The sequence below is a fragment of the Sulfitobacter albidus genome, assembly GCF_018200035.1.
Taxonomy (GTDB): Bacteria; Pseudomonadota; Alphaproteobacteria; order Rhodobacterales; family Rhodobacteraceae; genus Sulfitobacter; species Sulfitobacter albidus.
In genome coordinates this window covers 371,870-388,057 of record NZ_CP073581.1, presented here as the reverse complement: position 1 = coordinate 388,057, position 16,188 = coordinate 371,870, and the positions used below count along the sequence as shown (strand labels likewise).

The window sequence follows — 16,188 nt, the reverse complement described above, 5'->3', positions numbered from 1 at the left end:
TGCGCCGCCCGGCCCGCTCGGCCATGGTGGGGCAAACCCCCGCCAAGGAGTGCGCGCCATGATAGCCATCACCTACGACCGTTTCGGCACCGCTGCCGATGTCCTGTCCGTGTCGGATCTCGATACCCCGGCGCCCGGCGCGGGCGAGGTCACCGTGCGCATGGCGGTCTCGGGCGTGAACCCGTCGGATATCAAATCGCGCGCGGGCACCCGGCCCGGCGTCACCAAACCCGCCTTTCCCCAGGTCATCCCGCACAGCGACGGTGCAGGCGTGATCGAGGCCGTCGGCGACGGGGTTGAGGCCTCCCGCGTGGGCGAGCGTGTCTGGATCTGGAACGGCCAGTGGCAGCGCGCCTTTGGCACCGCCGCCACGCATATCACCCTGCCGTCGGAACAGGCCGTGCTGCTCCCTGCCCATGTCTCATTCGAGACCGGTGCGGTGCTGGGCATTCCGGGCCTTACCGCGGCAGAAGCGGTGTTTGGCGCGGGCGACGTGAAGGGCCAGACGCTGCTCATCTCGGGTGGGGGTGGCACAGTCGGCTATCTTGCTGTTCAGCTGGCCAAATGGGGCGGCGCGCGGGTGATCGCGACGTCCAGCCCACGCGACGCCGAACGCGTCCGCGCGGCGGGCGCCGAGACGGTGCTGGACTACCGCAGCGATACGCTCGCCGCCGATGTGCTTGCTGCCAACGATGGCGCATTCATCGACCGGGTGATTGAGGTAGAGTTCGGCGCGAACGTGACGCTGTGTTCAGAAGTCATCAAACCCAACGGCGTGATCGCCGCCTACGGCTCGCAGATCGACATGACCCCGACCCTGCCCTTTGGTCCGCTGCTGTTCAAGGCCGCGACGATCGACATCATCCTGATCTATCTTCTGCCCCTGCCCGCCCGACAAGAACGTATCGGCCGCCTGCACCGCGCGTTTGCCGACGGCGCGCTGCACTGCCCCATCGCGCAGACCTACCCGCTGGCCGAATGCGCCGCCGCCCACGAGGCCGTTCTGGCGGGCGGTCGGGCGGGCGCCATTCTGGTCGATTGCAGCTGATCCGCTCCCGCGTTCGCGGGAATTGCCAGCAGGGGCCGCGGTGGCGTAAGCTGGGGACATTCCAAACGATGCCATTGATTGAGATGATTTGATGCGCGCCTTGCTTTTCACGCTGTGCCTGCTGGCGTTCGCGCCGCAGATGTCGCTTGCCCAGACCGCGGGCCAACCCACCGGCACCATCGCTGTCGAAGCCTCTGCCGATCAGGATGCCGCCATTGCCAACCGCATCCGCGCGATCCTGTCCGAGCTTGACGGCTACGACGATGTCACCGTGATGGTGAAGGCAGGGATCGTGACCCTGCGCGGCAGCACGCTCGACACCGCCACCGCCGCGCGCCTTGACGAGTTGGTCGGCCGGGTCGAGGGGGTCGTCGCGATCGAGAACAACGTGGCAGAAACCACCGATGTCGTGCGCCGCCTGAACCCCGCGGTCGAGCGGTTCCGCGCCCGGGCACTGCAATTGGCCAAGTTCCTGCCGCTGGCGGGCGTGGCGCTGTGCGTCTTTGTACTGGTGGTGCTCTTTGGATTCTTCATCGCCCGACGCAAACAGCCATGGGATCGCCTCGCGCCGAATGCTTTTATCGCCGACATCTACCGGCAGATCCTGCGGCTTTTGTTCATCATCGGCGGGCTTGTCGCCGCGCTCGATATCCTCAATGCCACGGCGCTTTTGTCGGGGATTCTCGGGGCAGCGGGTATCGTGGGCCTCGCCATCGGTTTTGCCGTGCGCGACACGGTCGAGAACTTCATCGCCTCGATCATGCTGTCGATCCGCCAGCCGTTTCGCCCCAACGACACGGTCGAGATCGAGGGCGACACCGGCAAGGTGATCCGCCTCACCTCCCGCGCGACGATTCTGATGAGCTTCGACGGCAATCAAATCCGCATCCCCAACGCAACGGTGTTCAAGAGCCGGATCGTAAATTTCTCGCGCAACGCCGAACGGCGGTTCTCGTTCGAGATCGGCGTGGATGCCAGCGAGGACGATCTGGCCAACGTGCGCGATCTGGCCGAGAATACGATCATCGCCCTGCCCTTCACCCTCGAAAAACCCGCGCCCGACGCCTGGATCGACCGGATCGGCGAAGGGTCGATGGTGATGCAGGTCACGGGCTGGATCGACCAGACCGAAACATCGCTGGTGCGCGCCAAGGGGGAGGCCATCCGTCAGGTCATAGCCGCTGTCGCCACGGCAGGCTATGACATGCCCAACACCACCTACCGGATCGAGGTACCTGATGGATTGAAAGGCGCTATCGCAAATTTCGACCTGACCACCGCCGAGCCAGAGCCTGCTACCGCAAAGAGCGCGCCGACACCCGATCCGCTGCCCGCGCAGGACGTGGAAACCCGCGAGGACGAGCTGACCGAAATCGTCGATCAGGAACGCACAACTGAGCGCACGGATCTGCTGCGCGAGAATGGTGCGCAGGAATAAGCGGGCAGCCACGATTTCTTCGCGAAAATCCCTTGCACCCCCGTCCAACCCGATTTAAGTACCGCCCCACGTTGGGATGTAGCCAAGTGGTAAGGCAACTGTTTTTGGTACAGTGTACCGTAGGTTCGAATCCTACCATCCCAGCCAACTTCCTCGACAATCCGATTTGCCTCCGAGGCGCGCCGCGTCTTTGGAAATCAGATCGTCGGCGTGTTGTAGCGCCTCAAAAATGTTGGTACCCAAATCTCCAATAACCTGGCAACATTTGTCCAAGCTGATCTGCGCGCCGTCAGCTTTGTTGCAACCAATAGCGCTGACGTCGGACGGTGCGCAAAGTGCTGACACTCTATCGAACCTACGATGCGCGCCAAGAACATGGTGAGATGATGCTCCTTCCGATTCTGTGGCCTCTCCGGAAAAAACATGCGGACTGTTCATTTCGATGAGCCGCATCATCCTACATGCCGGCCCGGAGAAGTGTGGTTCTTCTTCAATCCAGAGTGCAATGATGGGCGGCTCTGAAGAGCTGAAAAATCTGGCCTACGCAATGATGCTTGCGCCAAAAGACTTGCGGAAGCTTGACTGTCCGCAACCTGAGCCGGAAGTCATCGCGCACTTTCATTCACTCATAAAAAATGCAGCGGCAGCCCATCCTGAAAAGACCTTGATGTTGAGTCATGAAATGATGTTCAAGATGGTCAACGCCCTCGTCAATCTCTCTAAAATCGCCCGAGAGCACGCCGACGAAGTCATCGTAGTTGCATATATCCGGCGGCAGTCTGATTTTCTTGTCTCCTCTTTTGGGCAATGGTTATTCCGATCACCTGAACGAATAGTCGAAACCGCAGATGTATTGCGCAAACACAAGATTGATCCGACGCTTTTTTGGGGTGTTGAAAGGCATTTGATTGCCGCCGTTCTCGGGGGCTGGAACATAGGGCGCCAACTCAGCGGTCACCTGTATCTCGATTGGTCTGAGAGCATTCCTGAAAGGGTAGCCGCGCTAAAACCTACGGGCGTCCCAATCTCCATCGGGCTTTTGCCACGAACTGGTTTCGACATCCCGCTCATCTCTGATTTTCTGACCCGCGCCAACCTAGACCCAAAGGCGGGCACTTCCGTCGAGAGTGTCAGGAACCCGTCTTATCATCCCAGCATGATCGAGGCTGTCCTCAATGCGATCGAGGCGGGTCACTCAATGCCTGGGCCGCATGAGGCGAATGAGTTTTTTCTTCAAGCGAACACACAAATAATTCAAAAAGTTGAGTCGGAAACGCAGCTTACGTCTCAGCTCAAATGCACCATAGACACGATATTTGAACAGAAGAATGTAAGGATCGCGCGAGAGCTCAACCTTCCCCCCGAATATTTCATGCCGAAAGACCATATCGATCCTGACATCATGCGGGAGAAAATCTTTACCGAGGCGGCCAAACGTGCGGCAGTACCCGAGGAATTGCGCAATCGCGAACGTCAAAGTCGCGCAGCACTGGCGCAAATGGCGTGGTTGATTTTTCAACGTCAGAATCAGCATCAATAACCAGCTGACGCGACGCGCCAGGGATTCGTGCGCAGGCGGTTCCGCCGCTTGCCGACGCTGATCAGTCAGCGCAGCTGAACCCCGTAGCATTTGATGCCCCTTCTTTGATCGCCTTCACTACGGTGAAGGAGGATAATTGCGACCTGAAAGGGACGGAAAAGCTTTACCAGGATGCGTTTCGGATCGCACTGATTGTTGGGCTGACACGGAAGCCTTTGACTGACGATCCTGACTTCGGAATGGAGACGCTGAACAATTCAATCACCGCACGCCGGGCCATGCATGTGGTGTAAAAAAGGATGTGCAGTTGGGCAGTGAATGATCAGCCCCGACACGAAGGCTGCATTCTCAAGAAGAAGTGGGGCATTTCAAAGGTGGGCCGTAAAGCAGCCGAGCCATCCGGTAGATTGCTGGTGATGGCACAGCGCAGTTCTTCGCGAGGCAAAAGCCTTGAAGTTCAGGTTTGGCGAACAAGCGCAAAAGCGCATCACCGCCCAGAGCATCGACAAGGCGCGCTGCCGGGGCAGTCAGCTTTGCCGTTGTCGCCCACAGCAGATCACCTTTGCGCCCCCGTGAGACATATCCCTATCCCTCCCCGAGCCTTTCTTGCACAGTAGCCGACAGATCGGTGTCGTCCCAACCGTCAGGCAGGGGGCCTTTCGGGCAGCCGCCGACACGCCGGGCCCGCGTAGGATCGCGCGACAAACGACCAGCACCTTGGCCAATCCGGGTTTTCCCGAAAGGGTTAACGGAAGTCAGAAATAACCCTTCCAGTGCGAACACCTGCAACCGAAGGGCGATGGCGCCGCTATGCCAGCGACCGCAAAATCTCCGCAGTCGGATCAATGTGGCAGGAGCCCGATCGAAGGCCGATCCTCTCCCCCGCCTCTTACATATAGCGATATCCTATGCCGCGCACCGTTGCGATCCGAGCGCTGTGCGGACCAAGCTTTTCACGCAGGCGCCGGACGTAGACGTCCACTGTATTCGTCATCGGATCTTCATTCAGGCCCCAAACCGCGTTCAGGATGCGCTCGCGGCTCAGGACGCGGCCCGCATTCTTGACCAGCATCGCCATGAAGTCCCGTTCTTTTGAGGACAGTTCGATCTTCTCGCCGCTCACGACGAGACAGAGGGCCGTGGCGTCGAATATCACTTCGTCTTCGACGGGCTCTTCGCTCGTCGCGTGATACTCTGACTCGCGTCGGGCCAGCGCCGAGATCCGGGCGATCAATTCGTCAAAATCGAACGGTTTTGGCAAATAGTCATCGGCACCCTTGCGCAAACCCGCCACCTTGTCATCGGTTTCGTCCAGCGCTGTCAGCATCAAAACGGGCGTGTAATCCTTCTTCAGCCGCATCCGGGCGCAGACATCATGGCCCGACATTCCGGGCAACATGATATCCAGCAAAACGACGTCGAACACATTGTCGGCCAAAAGGCCCAAAGCCTGCTCACCGCTGGAGGCGCGCGTGGTCGTCCAGCCTTCGCCTTTCAACCCACGTGCAATAAAGTCCGCAATCTGGTCTTCATCTTCGACAATCAGAACATTGGTCATGAAACGTCTTTCAAAGCTTGTTCATAGGGCAGGACAATCGAAAAGATCGTCCCGCCGCCGGGCGCGTCGTCGACACTGACCGATCCATTATGGCCCTCTGCCACGGCCCGAACGACGGGGAGACCAAGGCCGGTCCCGTTGTCGTATTTTCCGGCCGCGTTGGACCCCCGGAAGAACCGATCAAAGACCTGGGCCTTTTCTATGTCTGACAACCCATCGCCGTTGTCGATAACGCTGATGCGCAGGCCGTTGTATTCATCAAGGCGCAGGGTAATGGCATCGCCCCCATGCTGTTTGGCGTTGTTCAACAAGGCCAGCAAGGATTGGCGGATGCGCAGCTTGTCGGCGGGCAGCGTGGTCTTGGCGGCGCTGAGATCAAGCGTGATTTTTCCGTGGAAAAGGTCGGCCACATCGCGCACCAGCTGGCCGATATCCGTCGATTCCATCCGGAATGACAGCTTCCCTTCCTCTTTGCGCGCGATCAGCAACAGGTCGTCGACGAGAGACGCCGTGTGCGTTGCAGCATTTCGGGCGCGGGTCAAAGCATCGCGATAGTCTTTGTCTGTGCTGGCCGATCGCAGCGCCACATCACTCTCTCCCTGAATGATGGTCAGCGGCGTGCGCAACTCGTGGCTTACGTCCGACAGCAGGCGGCGGCGATTGCGTTCGGCGGTCTTCGCGTCGTCAAGAAGACGTTGCAGCTCGCCCGTGCGGTCAGCGACGGCGGCTTCCAGATCGGTGTTTCGGGTGAGCAACTTCTGCCTTTGGTCAAGCAGGTTTGCAGCTGTCTTGCGCAAAAGCGATCCCAACTCTCCCAGCTCATCGCGGCCCTTGACCGTCGGGGGATGTTCCAGCTCACCCCGGCGCATACGCTCTACCCCGTCCATCAGGTTGATCGCGCGCTTGCGCACGAGAGTCCAATATCCCACGGCCAGCAGCGCAGAGACAAGCAATGCAAGGCCGAGAAAGGCAAAACTTACCGTCCGCATGGTCCACATGGTACGGGCCAGCTCTTCGCGCGTTTCCGCGACCTCCTCAAGTTCTTCCTCAAGCGCTTCGTCCATCAACTCGCGGAAGTTCCGGTCGATGCTTGTATCCAGAAAAACGGTGAGATCTGTCCAGGCTTCGCGTGGGTCACGTTCCGACAAGTCTCTGTCGAACTCTCCAATGATCTTGCGGATCTTGTCTTCCAGCCGGTCCAAAAGCTCCAGCTCTTCGAGCTCTTCCTCCCCGACCAGCGCGATTTCGGCGTTGATGATGCCACGAATGACATCGATATCTTCGTTGATCAACGTAACCAGCGCGCGCTCCCCCGCGCCTTCGTCTCGGTCGCCAATCAACAATGCATCACCGAACTGTTTGAACAGCTGGTAGGTATGGCTCGATAAAAGCAGATGTTGTTCGTAAGACCGATGGGCCAAATTCATCCGCTCGGTGTAGAATTGCGTGCGCGAGACGCTCCACTGAACAAGCAACGCGCCCGCGACAGCGAGTGTCAGAAACAGGATGGCGGCCGTCGTTGCGGCAGAAACAATTCGCACGTTCATGACCCTCTCGTTAGGCGGCATTGTCATAATTCAAAACCGTATCATGCCGTGGTGCGGCAATCACCGTGGATGTGCTGCGGGCACGCAGGATCTCCCATAGGGCGTCAGCCGCCGGATCCATCCAGAACGCCGCTTCAACAACGATGATGGACGGCGTGCGCGTGATCGCCTGTATCAGGGCGATGCGCAGCAGAGCAGTATCCGCCAATCCCTTGCCAGCTTCGGCAAGGCGCTGGTCAAGATCGGTCTGGATAAAGCCATCGAATGCAGGCCCGCGGATGAGGTCACGCAACGCGTCATCCGACGGGCGTTTGTCGGCCCCTATCGTCAAGGCACGGCGCAACGATCCTTTGAGGATAACGGGATCGGGAGAGATGACGGCAACCTCGGGATTTGCCCCGTCTTCAAAACCGGCGCGTACCTCGCTTGTCTTGCCGCAAAGCGCATCAAGGCATCCCCGCCAATCCACACGGGCAGGCAGCGTTTGCGCGCGCCCGGCCGCGATTTCAATCGGCGCCTCCCACTCGGGATGGGTGAGCTGCACGCCAAGCGGGATACGGGTGCGCGGCTGAATTTTTCGGTAATCCGCACGCGCAATCAGGATCTCCACCTTGCTCCGCGCGACCTTCCAAGCCGCGTGCTTATCCCAGACGCCAACCAGCTGGCGCAGCGGAATGGTCAAAATCGCCAGCACAGCAAGTGCTGCCGCCGTTTCCCCGGTCGGCAGGCCCAGGAAAAGCGCCGCCATCATGACCGCAGCGCTCCCGACGCCGAGCGACGCATTGGGGATCATACGGAGCATGGACGTTGTGCGAATGCGGGTCACAGCGTCCGCCGCCGCCCGCTGCCCGCGTTTGCGCAATTGGCCGGTTTCTCGATTGAGCCGACCCATGGCCGCCAATTCATGCGCTTTGTCGATCCGCTCCATCGCCCAGATCGCGACATGCGCGCGACGTCTGCGCAAGTTCTTGTGCACGCGATGAAGGCGCCGGCCGATCACAACAAACAGGACCATCGCCATCCCGATCGGAGCGATACCGGCCAAAGCGAGCGCCGGGTTGAGCAGCCAAAGCGTGAAAGCCGCAATCGGGAGAACGATCACACCCGATATCAACCGTGTCACGCCCAGCCCCGCCCATCCGCGCGCGGCCGCCATATCGCCCACGAACCGCAACGACAGACCACCGAGCGAGCGTTTCGACCGCTCCGCCTCCGGCAAGGCCGCAATGGCGCGAAAAACCGTATCGCGTAGATCAACCGCAAAGCTTTGGCCGATTGTCTCTGCAAGGACCCGGGCCATCGCCTGAACAAACGCAAGGCAGAGCGGCACCGCCACGAGGGCCGCGACCGCTGAAGCTGGAAACGGATCCCCCTGCGCCAGCGCGGAAAAGACCACCCGTGTGGCGAAAGCGGCGACCATCATCAGGGCCGCCTGGGCGACGCCGAGGGCCGCGACAAAAGCGATGTCGCGACCCCGTTTGCCGTCAAAGATGCGCGGGAGTCGCATCAGGCGGCCTTTTGTGTTTTTGTCCGCATCAGCGGTGCGATGAGGTCGGCTGCGGTGCGACCGTCGCACAGCGCGTCACGCGAGATGACAGGCAGGTTTGTTTCGGTTTCCGCTTCGATCGTACCAAGCGTAGACAGGCTCAGCATGCCGGACAGGGCAAAGGGACGATGGCCATAGCGCGCCAGCGTCGACACCCCCCCCACCGCACCAAGCGCATCGCTCGTCGCAAACAGGATCCCGTCCATTCGCTTGACGATCGCGCTGCCCTTGAGGATTGCGGCGGTCTCTCCCTGAAACACGCCGTCGGCGATTTCGACCACGACGATCTCGGCACCTTCCCTTGCAGCGGTGCCGACCAGGGCGTTGAAGCCACGCTCAATCCGCTCCATTGGCATGCGGAAGGTTGATGGCATCCCCGCATCGGTGAAATCAGTCACGGGGATCGAGGCATCGCGGAACGCGTTGAAATCGCCAAACGCCCCCGTGCCCGTCGCTTTGACACCGGCCACGCGGTAGCCCGCTCGTGCCAGGCCGTGGGCCAGGGAGACAGCGGCCGTGGTCTTGCCCGCGTTCATCGACGCACCGAACACGCCGATGACCGTTACATCGTCCGGAATGGCGGCATCATTGATTGCATATTTCGCGATGTTGATCGCGATCCCATTGCGGTCAACAAGCCGCCCCAGCGGACGCAGTTGCGTGGGTTTTGCCATTTTTGCGTGTTTTGCTTCCACAACGCCACAGATGCCGCCGCCCGCAAGAAGATCAAGTGCGTCTTCCCGCAACTCGGCGCGCCCCATGAACTGGTCCGGCGCATAGCGGTCACCGAGGCACAGAACGGCAAGATCGCCCGCGTAGGAGTCAGCATAGCGTCCGTTGGCAAGCTGGATTTTCTTATGCTGGTTCACTTCCGTGATCTCGACCAGTATCAGATCGCCAGCCTTGGCCGTTCCATCGATGGGCTTTAGCGCAGCGACATCAGCGGCGTCCACAAGGCGGGTGGTAAAGCTCCACTTTGCCTGAGCAGGGATTACGGTGTCGAAGGTGTCTTGAACGATTGTCATGGCTTTCTCTCAATCTTCTGTGTTTCGTTGACCAAGAGTTAAGCCCGAACAGATCGATAGTCCTGACCATCCGCTGAACGCGATATTAAACCTAGATGAATGGATTCTGACTTCGTCTGATCGCTTGCGACCTTTGGCGCTCTCGCCGTCAGACCGGTGAAACGCTCCTGCGCAGGTGTTCGGGAAGGCAAGGGCACCTCGGATAAGTTAAAATGACTGACCCGACCCGATGGACATGGGTTCAGTGGACGCACCGCTCGCTCCAAAAGTGTGCCACAAAAATTGTTATTGTGGATCGCAATAATTTTTCCTAACCTCGCCGCAAGTAGCGTTGGAATCTGACGTTGCTGCACCTGCAAGCGCTACGGCATGCGGCAAACGGCAGATGAGGAGCCTGAAGGATTTGGAATTTTGGCTCGGAAATGCACCGGACTGATGTTTGCCGAATTTGCGGCCGGTGCAAAGAACACAAAAGACTGCTTGCACAAACACTCACCAACAGAGAGGTCATAATGAAGAAAACTTCAACAATTCTCGCGGTTGCGGCGCTGATGTCGTCGGCGGCCGTGGTCAACGCCGAGACACTGCGCTGGGCGCGCGCGGGCGACGCCCTGACGCTGGATCCCCATTCGCAAAACGAAGGCCCCAGCCACACCATGCGTCACCAGATGTATGAGCCGCTGATCATCCGCGACACCGACGGCAATTTTGTCCCGACGCTGGCCACCGACTGGGCCCCGAGCGCTGACAACCCAAATGTCTGGGTGTTCAATCTGCGTCAGGGTGTGAAATTCCACGACGGTGCTGATTTCACCGCCGAGGACGTGGTATTCAGCTTTGAACGCGCAAAACAGCCTAATTCCGACATGAAAGAGCTGATTGGCTCGATCGTCGAAGTGCGCGCGGTCGACGATTTCACCGTCGAGATCGAAACATCCGGCCCCAACCCTATCCTGCCCTCGAACCTGACCAACCTTTTCATGATGGATAAGGATTGGACCGAGGCGAACAACACCGTAAACGTTCAAGATTTTGAAGGCGGCGAAATCACGTTCGCGACCACAAACGTCAACGGCACCGGCGCCTACACGCTCGTCAGCCGCGAGCCCGACGTGAAAACCGTGATGGCGCGCAACGAGAACTACTGGGGCATCGACGAATTCCCCATGGAAGTCAGCGAAATCGTCTATACGCCTATTCAGAACGCAGCCACGCGGGTTGCGGCACTACTGTCGGGTGAGGTGAACTTCCTTCAGGACATGCCGGTTCAGGATCTGGCGCGCGTTGATGGCTCAGACGGGCTGATGGTCAAACAGGCCCCGCAGAACCGCGTGATCTTTTTCGGGATGAACCTGGGCGCCGACGATATCGAAGCCGATAACATCGACGGCAAGAACCCCCTCGCCGATGTGCGTGTGCGCAAGGCGATGTCCATGGCGATCAACCGCGATGCGATCCGTCAGGTCGTGATGCGCGGCCAGTCAGAGCCCGCGGGCATGATCGCGCCGCCCTTCGTGAACGGCTGGACGGCTGAGATGGACGCCGAAAGCTCCACCGACGTGGAAGGCGCCAAGGCGCTGCTGGCCGAAGCAGGCTACGGCGACGGTTTCTCGATCCGTCTGGATTGCCCCAACGACCGCTACATCAACGATGAAGCGATCTGTCAGGCGGCCGTGGGCATGCTGGGTCAGATCGGCGTCACGGTGAACCTAGACGCCAAGCCAAAGGCGCAGCACTTCCCGTTGATCACCGACGGCAAGACGGACTTCTACATGCTGGGCTGGGGCGTTCCGACCTACGATTCGGAGTATGTGTTCAACTTCCTCGTGCACGGCCGCGAAAGCGACATCGGCACGTGGAACGGCACCGGCTATGACAACGACGAGCTGGATGCAAAGATCAAATCGCTGGCCTCGAACACCGATCTGGACGCCCGCAACGCGGACATCGCCGACATCTGGCGCGTGGTTCAGGACGAGCAGCTGTATATCCCGATCCACCACCAGGTGCTGAACTGGGGCATGAGCGAGAACGTCGGCATCGAAGTCGATCCCGAGGATCAGCCACGGGTCAAATACTTCACCATGAAGTAAGCCCAACCGGGCCGCCCGCATACGCGCGGGCGGCCTACTCCCACGGCAGGGAGCCCACGCGCCGCGCCCTGCCCGCTTTCCATGATCCGGTGAAATCGCCAAGAAGCTTATGGCTTTACTGGCACAAGAAAGCCCCTCGTGATGTTGCCATTCATCTTCAAACGCGTTCTGCAATCCGTGCTGGTCCTGCTGATCACCGGTGCGATCGCGTTTTCCATGTTCACCTTCGTGGGCGATCCGATCGACAACATGTTGGGTCAGGAACGCACCATGGAGGACGTCGAGCGCCTGCGCGCGCAGCTTGGCCTCGATCAGCCGGTGCCGGTGCAGTATTTCAAATTCCTCAACGAGGCCGCCCAGGGCAATTTCGGCGTCAGCTACCGCCAGGGCCGCGAAGTATCCGAAATCATCATGGAGCGCGCACCCGCCACACTGGAGTTGGCTGCGCTGTCCGCGATTTTTGCCGTGCTGATGGGCATCGCCCTTGGTGTGTTCACCGCAATCCGCCGGGATGGTTTTGCGGCGAATGTCATCATGTCGGCCTCGCTGATCGGGGTGTCCCTGCCAACCTTCCTCATCGGTATCCTGCTGATTTATCTCTTCTCGGTCGAATTGGGCTGGCTGCCGAGCTTTGGCCGCGGCGAAACGGTAAAGATCGGCGGCTGGACCACCGGGTTCCTGACCGAATCCGGACTGAAGGCGCTGATCCTGCCGTCGATCACGCTGGGTCTGTACCAGATGACGTTGATCATGCGACTGGTGCGCTCCGAAATGCTGGAGGTGCTGCGGCAGGATTACATCCGCTTTGCCCGTGCGCGTGGCCTCAGCGACCGGGTGATCAATTTTCGCCACGCGCTGAAAAATACAATGGTTCCGGTCATCACGATCATCGGCCTGCAACTGGGCGCGATCATCGCCTTTGCCATTATCACCGAGACCGTTTTCCAATGGCCCGGTCTGGGGCTGCTGTTCATCAACGCGATCCAATTCGTCGATATCCCGGTGATGGCCGCGTATCTGATGATGATTTCGGTGATGTTCGTCGTCATCAACCTGCTGGTTGATATTCTCTACGCCTTCATCGATCCTCGCCTAAGGGTATCTGCCAAGTGACTGATCAACCGCTTCCCGTACGCACTGAAACACAGGTCGTGGTCCCCTCGCGGTACCGCCGGGCAGTGGACAGTGATCTGTTCTACGCCTTCCGGCGCTCTCCCGTGGCGATTGTCTCGGCGTTTGTGGCGCTGCTGCTGGTCCTGTCGGCGGTGTTCGCGCCGCTGATCGCCTTCACCGATCCATTCAACCCTGCCTCGCTCAATCTGATGAACGGATTCACGCCGCCGCTGGCGCCCAACGCCTTCACCGGTGAGACCTTCGTGATGGGCACCGACGATCAGGGGCGCGACGTGTTCTCCACCATTCTCTACGGGATGCGGATCTCGCTTTTTGTGGGCTTTGCCGCGGTGCTGTTCGCGGTCGTGCTGGGGATCATCCTTGGCCTGCTCGCGGGGTATTTCGGCGGGTGGACCGAAACGATCATCATGCGCGCGGCGGATGTGCAGCTGACATTCCCGTCAATCCTTGTGGCCATGTTGATCTTTGGCATCGCCAAGGGGATCACCCCGGTCGAGCATCGCGATCAGATGGCGATCTGGGTGCTGATCCTCGCCATCGGGCTGAGCGACTGGGTGCAGTTCGCGCGCGTCGTGCGCGGCGCAACGCTTGTCGAGAAAAGCAAGGATTATGTGTCGGCGGCGCGGCTGATCGGGCGGCGCCCGGCGGCCATCATGCTGCGCCACATCCTGCCCAACATCCTGTCGCCGGTACTGGTGATCGCGACGATCTCGCTGGCGCTGGCGATTATCGCCGAGGCCACACTCAGCTTTCTGGGTGTCGGCGCGCCACCGACGCAGCCATCGCTGGGCACCCTGATCCGCATCGGCCAAGGCTATCTGTTCTCAGGGGAATGGTGGATCCTGTTCTTTCCCGCCTGCACCCTTCTCGCACTGGCGCTGAGTGTGAACATGCTGGGCGACTGGCTGCGCGACGCATTGAACCCGAGGCTGAAATGACCGAACCTGTATTGTCCATCCGCGACCTGACGGTCGAAATCCCCACCCGCCACGGGCTGTTCAAACCGGTGCAGAACGTCACCTATGACATCCGCCCCGGTGAAATCCGCGGCGTCGTGGGCGAAAGCGGTGCGGGTAAATCCATGACCGGCAACGCGGTCATCGGCCTGCTGGACGATCCCGCCCGTGTGGCTTCGGGCGAAATCTGGTTGAACGGGCGGCGCATCGACAATCTGGGCCCCGAACAACAGCGCGCGATCCGCGGCAGCGAGATCGGGATGATCTTTCAGGATCCGCTGACCTCGCTCAATCCGCTGTTCACCATCGGGGAGCAATTGGTCGAAACGATCCAGCTGCACCTGAAGGTATCAGCTGCCGAGGCGCGCGAACGCGCGCTGGCGCTGCTGGACCGGGTGTCGATCCCCAACCCAACGGCGCGATTTGACCAATACCCGCACCAGTTCTCTGGCGGGATGCGCCAGCGGGTGGTGATCGCACTCGCACTCTGTTCAGAGCCGTCGGTGATCGTGGCAGACGAGCCCACGACCGCGCTGGATGTGTCGATCCAGGCGCAGGTGCTCGATCTGATCAAGGAGCTGGCATCGGAAACGCAGGTCGGCGTGATCCTCGTGACCCACGATATGGGCGTCATCGCCGATACCACCGAACAGGTCACGGTGATGTACGCGGGCAAGGTCGTCGAGAACGGATCGACCGATCAGGTGCTCAGCGCGCCCAAACATGAATACACCAAATCGCTCATCTCTGCCGTGCCGCGCCCACAGGTGAAACTGCACCGTTTTCCGCAGGTCAGCTACGGCGGGCGCGAGACCACATTCAAGATCGAGGATCTGGCGCGCAACTGGCCCAAGACGGAGCTGTCAAAATCCGGCAAGCTGCTGGAGGTCAAAGGCGTCACCAAGAAATTCCTCGAGAAATCCGCGATCCTGCCCTCGCGCCGCACCTATTTCACCGCCGTGGATGACGTGTCGTTCGACATCAAGGATGGCGAGGTATTCGGCCTCGTCGGGGAAAGCGGCTCGGGCAAATCCACCGTTGCGCGCATGATCGGCACGCTGCTGCCCGTCGACGGGGGGGAGATCCATTTCGACGGATCAGAGACCACCACCATGACCGGGGCCGATCTGGCGGCCTACCGCAGGCAGATCCAGATGATCTTTCAGGATCCGTTCTCGAGCCTCAATCCGCGCATGAAGGTTGAACGCATCGTCGCGGAGCCGTTGTTGCATCACAAGCTGCTGCCGCCCGATCAGATCAGCACCCGTGTGCAGGAATTGCTGGACCGCGTGGGGCTGACCCGCGCCGCCGCCGCGAAATATCCGCATGAATTCTCCGGCGGGCAGCGACAGCGGATCTCGATCGCGCGGGCCTTGGCCACGCAACCGCGCTTTTTGATCTGTGATGAGCCGACCAGCGCGCTCGACGTGTCGATCCAGGCCCAGATTCTGAACATCCTCAAGGATCTTCAGGAGCATCTGGGTCTGACGATGCTATTTATCAGCCATGACCTTCCCGTCGTGCGCCAGATGTGCGACCGCGTCGGCGTGATGAAACAGGGCCAGTTGATCGAGGTGCAGGAAACCGAAGAGCTCTTTGCCAATCCCAAACAGGATTACACGGCAAAACTGCTCGAATTGATGCCGCGTCTGGCGCAGCTTTCGGGATGACACAATGACCGGCCCGGACAAGATTGAACCGGCCAAGCTTGGCCAATTGATCCGCAAATGTCGCCAGCAACGCAAGCTGACGCTCAAGGAGCTGTGCGACAAGGCGGGCATGTCCGTCGGCTATCTTTCGCAGGTCGAGCGTGGCAATGCGACCCCGTCGCTGGGCACGCTGGCACAGATTTCACATGCGCTGGATCTGGGGCTCGATTACTTTGTCGCGCGCCCAAAGCCGGGGGATGCGGTCTCCTACGCAGAGCGGCGCCCGAAGTTCTCTATCTCGGACACAAGCGTGACCTATGAGACGCTCAGCTCGGAATTTCCCGGCCACGAGCTGTCCGCCTTCATCATGCATTGCCCGCCCGGGTTCAAATCCGAGACCTTTCAACACGAGGGCGAGGAGTTCATCTATATCCTCAGCGGTTCGATCGAGAAAACGCTCGACGGTGAGGCGTTCACCCTGCGCGAAGGGGATAGCCTGCACTACAACGGTTTAACGCCCCATTCATGGAAAACCCTCGGCGACGCCCCTGCCCGGATGCTGTGGACCGGCACGCTGGTCGTGCTGCAAGGCGCACCGAATAACAGATTGCCGGGGCAAAGCGGCTGAGCACACCCAAAACGGCCAAAGGGGAG

At 60.1% G+C, this 16,188-nt stretch carries 12 protein-coding genes and 1 tRNA gene; 9 read left to right on the top strand and 4 right to left on the bottom strand.

Annotation, left to right across the window (positions count from 1 at the left end; genetic code table 11):
- Positions 1-58: 58 nt before the first annotated feature.
- The 4 genes from KDD17_RS01780 to KDD17_RS01765 all read left to right on the top strand — a co-directional run bounded on the left by KDD17_RS01780 (position 59) and on the right by KDD17_RS01765 (position 4,026).
- A complete protein-coding gene (locus KDD17_RS01780; protein ID WP_212705014.1) occupies positions 59-1,048 on the top strand; it encodes an NADPH:quinone reductase in 990 nt (329 codons plus the stop codon).
- A 91-nt stretch (positions 1,049-1,139) separates the two neighbouring features.
- Positions 1,140-2,486, top strand: a complete 1,347-nt coding sequence (locus tag KDD17_RS01775) for a mechanosensitive ion channel family protein (protein WP_212705013.1) — start codon at positions 1,140-1,142, stop codon at positions 2,484-2,486.
- Positions 2,487-2,558: 72 nt separating this feature from the next.
- Positions 2,559-2,633, top strand: a tRNA-Gln gene (locus KDD17_RS01770).
- A gap of 295 nt (positions 2,634-2,928) precedes the next feature.
- Positions 2,929-4,026, top strand: coding sequence for a hypothetical protein (locus KDD17_RS01765; RefSeq protein WP_212705012.1), 1,098 nt, complete (start codon positions 2,929-2,931; stop codon positions 4,024-4,026).
- 889 nt (positions 4,027-4,915) lie between these two features.
- On the opposite strand, the gene KDD17_RS01760 is transcribed toward KDD17_RS01765, so the two are convergent.
- From KDD17_RS01760 to KDD17_RS01745, 4 genes are read right to left on the bottom strand one after another with little or no spacing between them, the layout of a single operon-like run.
- Positions 4,916-5,584, bottom strand: a complete 669-nt coding sequence (locus KDD17_RS01760; protein ID WP_212705011.1) for a response regulator transcription factor — start codon at positions 5,582-5,584, stop codon at positions 4,916-4,918.
- Entirely contained in the window at positions 5,581-7,131 is a 1,551-nt protein-coding gene (locus KDD17_RS01755; protein WP_212705010.1) for a sensor histidine kinase, read from the bottom strand. Before KDD17_RS01755 ends, KDD17_RS01760 begins: the two co-directional genes overlap by 4 nt.
- A gap of 10 nt (positions 7,132-7,141) precedes the next feature.
- Positions 7,142-8,638: an ABC transporter transmembrane domain-containing protein gene (locus KDD17_RS01750; RefSeq protein ID WP_212705009.1), complete on the bottom strand. Its 1,497-nt coding sequence runs from the start codon at positions 8,636-8,638 to the stop codon at positions 7,142-7,144.
- Positions 8,638-9,702, bottom strand: coding sequence for a P-loop NTPase family protein (locus tag KDD17_RS01745; RefSeq protein WP_212705008.1), 1,065 nt, complete (start codon positions 9,700-9,702; stop codon positions 8,638-8,640). The genes KDD17_RS01750 and KDD17_RS01745 overlap by 1 nt, the downstream gene beginning before the upstream one ends.
- 512 nt (positions 9,703-10,214) lie before the next feature.
- Between KDD17_RS01745 and KDD17_RS01740 the strand changes: the two genes are divergently transcribed.
- From KDD17_RS01740 to KDD17_RS01720, 5 genes are all read left to right on the top strand, one after another.
- Complete coding sequence (locus tag KDD17_RS01740; RefSeq protein WP_212705007.1) at positions 10,215-11,795, top strand: ABC transporter substrate-binding protein; 1,581 nt, start codon at positions 10,215-10,217, stop codon at positions 11,793-11,795.
- A 141-nt stretch (positions 11,796-11,936) separates the two neighbouring features.
- On the top strand, positions 11,937-12,908 hold the full coding sequence (locus KDD17_RS01735) for an ABC transporter permease (RefSeq protein ID WP_212705006.1): 972 nt from the start codon (positions 11,937-11,939) through the stop codon (positions 12,906-12,908).
- Positions 12,909-12,946: 38 nt separating this feature from the next.
- On the top strand, positions 12,947-13,867 hold the full coding sequence (locus KDD17_RS01730; RefSeq protein WP_212705005.1) for an ABC transporter permease: 921 nt from the start codon (positions 12,947-12,949) through the stop codon (positions 13,865-13,867).
- Entirely contained in the window at positions 13,864-15,555 is a 1,692-nt protein-coding gene (locus KDD17_RS01725) for a dipeptide ABC transporter ATP-binding protein (protein WP_212705004.1), read from the top strand. Before KDD17_RS01730 ends, KDD17_RS01725 begins: the two co-directional genes overlap by 4 nt.
- A 4-nt stretch (positions 15,556-15,559) precedes the next feature.
- Positions 15,560-16,162, top strand: a complete 603-nt coding sequence (locus KDD17_RS01720; protein WP_212705003.1) for a helix-turn-helix domain-containing protein — start codon at positions 15,560-15,562, stop codon at positions 16,160-16,162.
- The last annotated feature ends 26 nt before the right edge of the window (positions 16,163-16,188 follow it).

What these genes read in the sequence shown, in the direction of transcription:
- KDD17_RS01780 (WP_212705014.1), top strand. Translation starts at nt 59, where the DNA reads ATGATAGCCATCACCTACGACCGTTTCGGCACCGCTGCCGATGTCCTG.
- KDD17_RS01775 (WP_212705013.1), top strand. Translation starts at nt 1,140, where the DNA reads ATGCGCGCCTTGCTTTTCACGCTGTGCCTGCTGGCGTTCGCGCCGCAG.
- KDD17_RS01765 (WP_212705012.1), top strand. Translation starts at nt 2,929, where the DNA reads ATGAGCCGCATCATCCTACATGCCGGCCCGGAGAAGTGTGGTTCTTCT.
- KDD17_RS01760 (WP_212705011.1), bottom strand. Translation starts at nt 5,584, where the DNA reads ATGACCAATGTTCTGATTGTCGAAGATGAAGACCAGATTGCGGACTTT.
- KDD17_RS01755 (WP_212705010.1), bottom strand. Translation starts at nt 7,131, where the DNA reads ATGAACGTGCGAATTGTTTCTGCCGCAACGACGGCCGCCATCCTGTTT.
- KDD17_RS01750 (WP_212705009.1), bottom strand. Translation starts at nt 8,638, where the DNA reads ATGCGACTCCCGCGCATCTTTGACGGCAAACGGGGTCGCGACATCGCT.
- KDD17_RS01745 (WP_212705008.1), bottom strand. Translation starts at nt 9,702, where the DNA reads ATGACAATCGTTCAAGACACCTTCGACACCGTAATCCCTGCTCAGGCA.
- KDD17_RS01740 (WP_212705007.1), top strand. Translation starts at nt 10,215, where the DNA reads ATGAAGAAAACTTCAACAATTCTCGCGGTTGCGGCGCTGATGTCGTCG.
- KDD17_RS01735 (WP_212705006.1), top strand. Translation starts at nt 11,937, where the DNA reads ATGTTGCCATTCATCTTCAAACGCGTTCTGCAATCCGTGCTGGTCCTG.
- KDD17_RS01725 (WP_212705004.1), top strand. Translation starts at nt 13,864, where the DNA reads ATGACCGAACCTGTATTGTCCATCCGCGACCTGACGGTCGAAATCCCC.
- KDD17_RS01720 (WP_212705003.1), top strand. Translation starts at nt 15,560, where the DNA reads ATGACCGGCCCGGACAAGATTGAACCGGCCAAGCTTGGCCAATTGATC.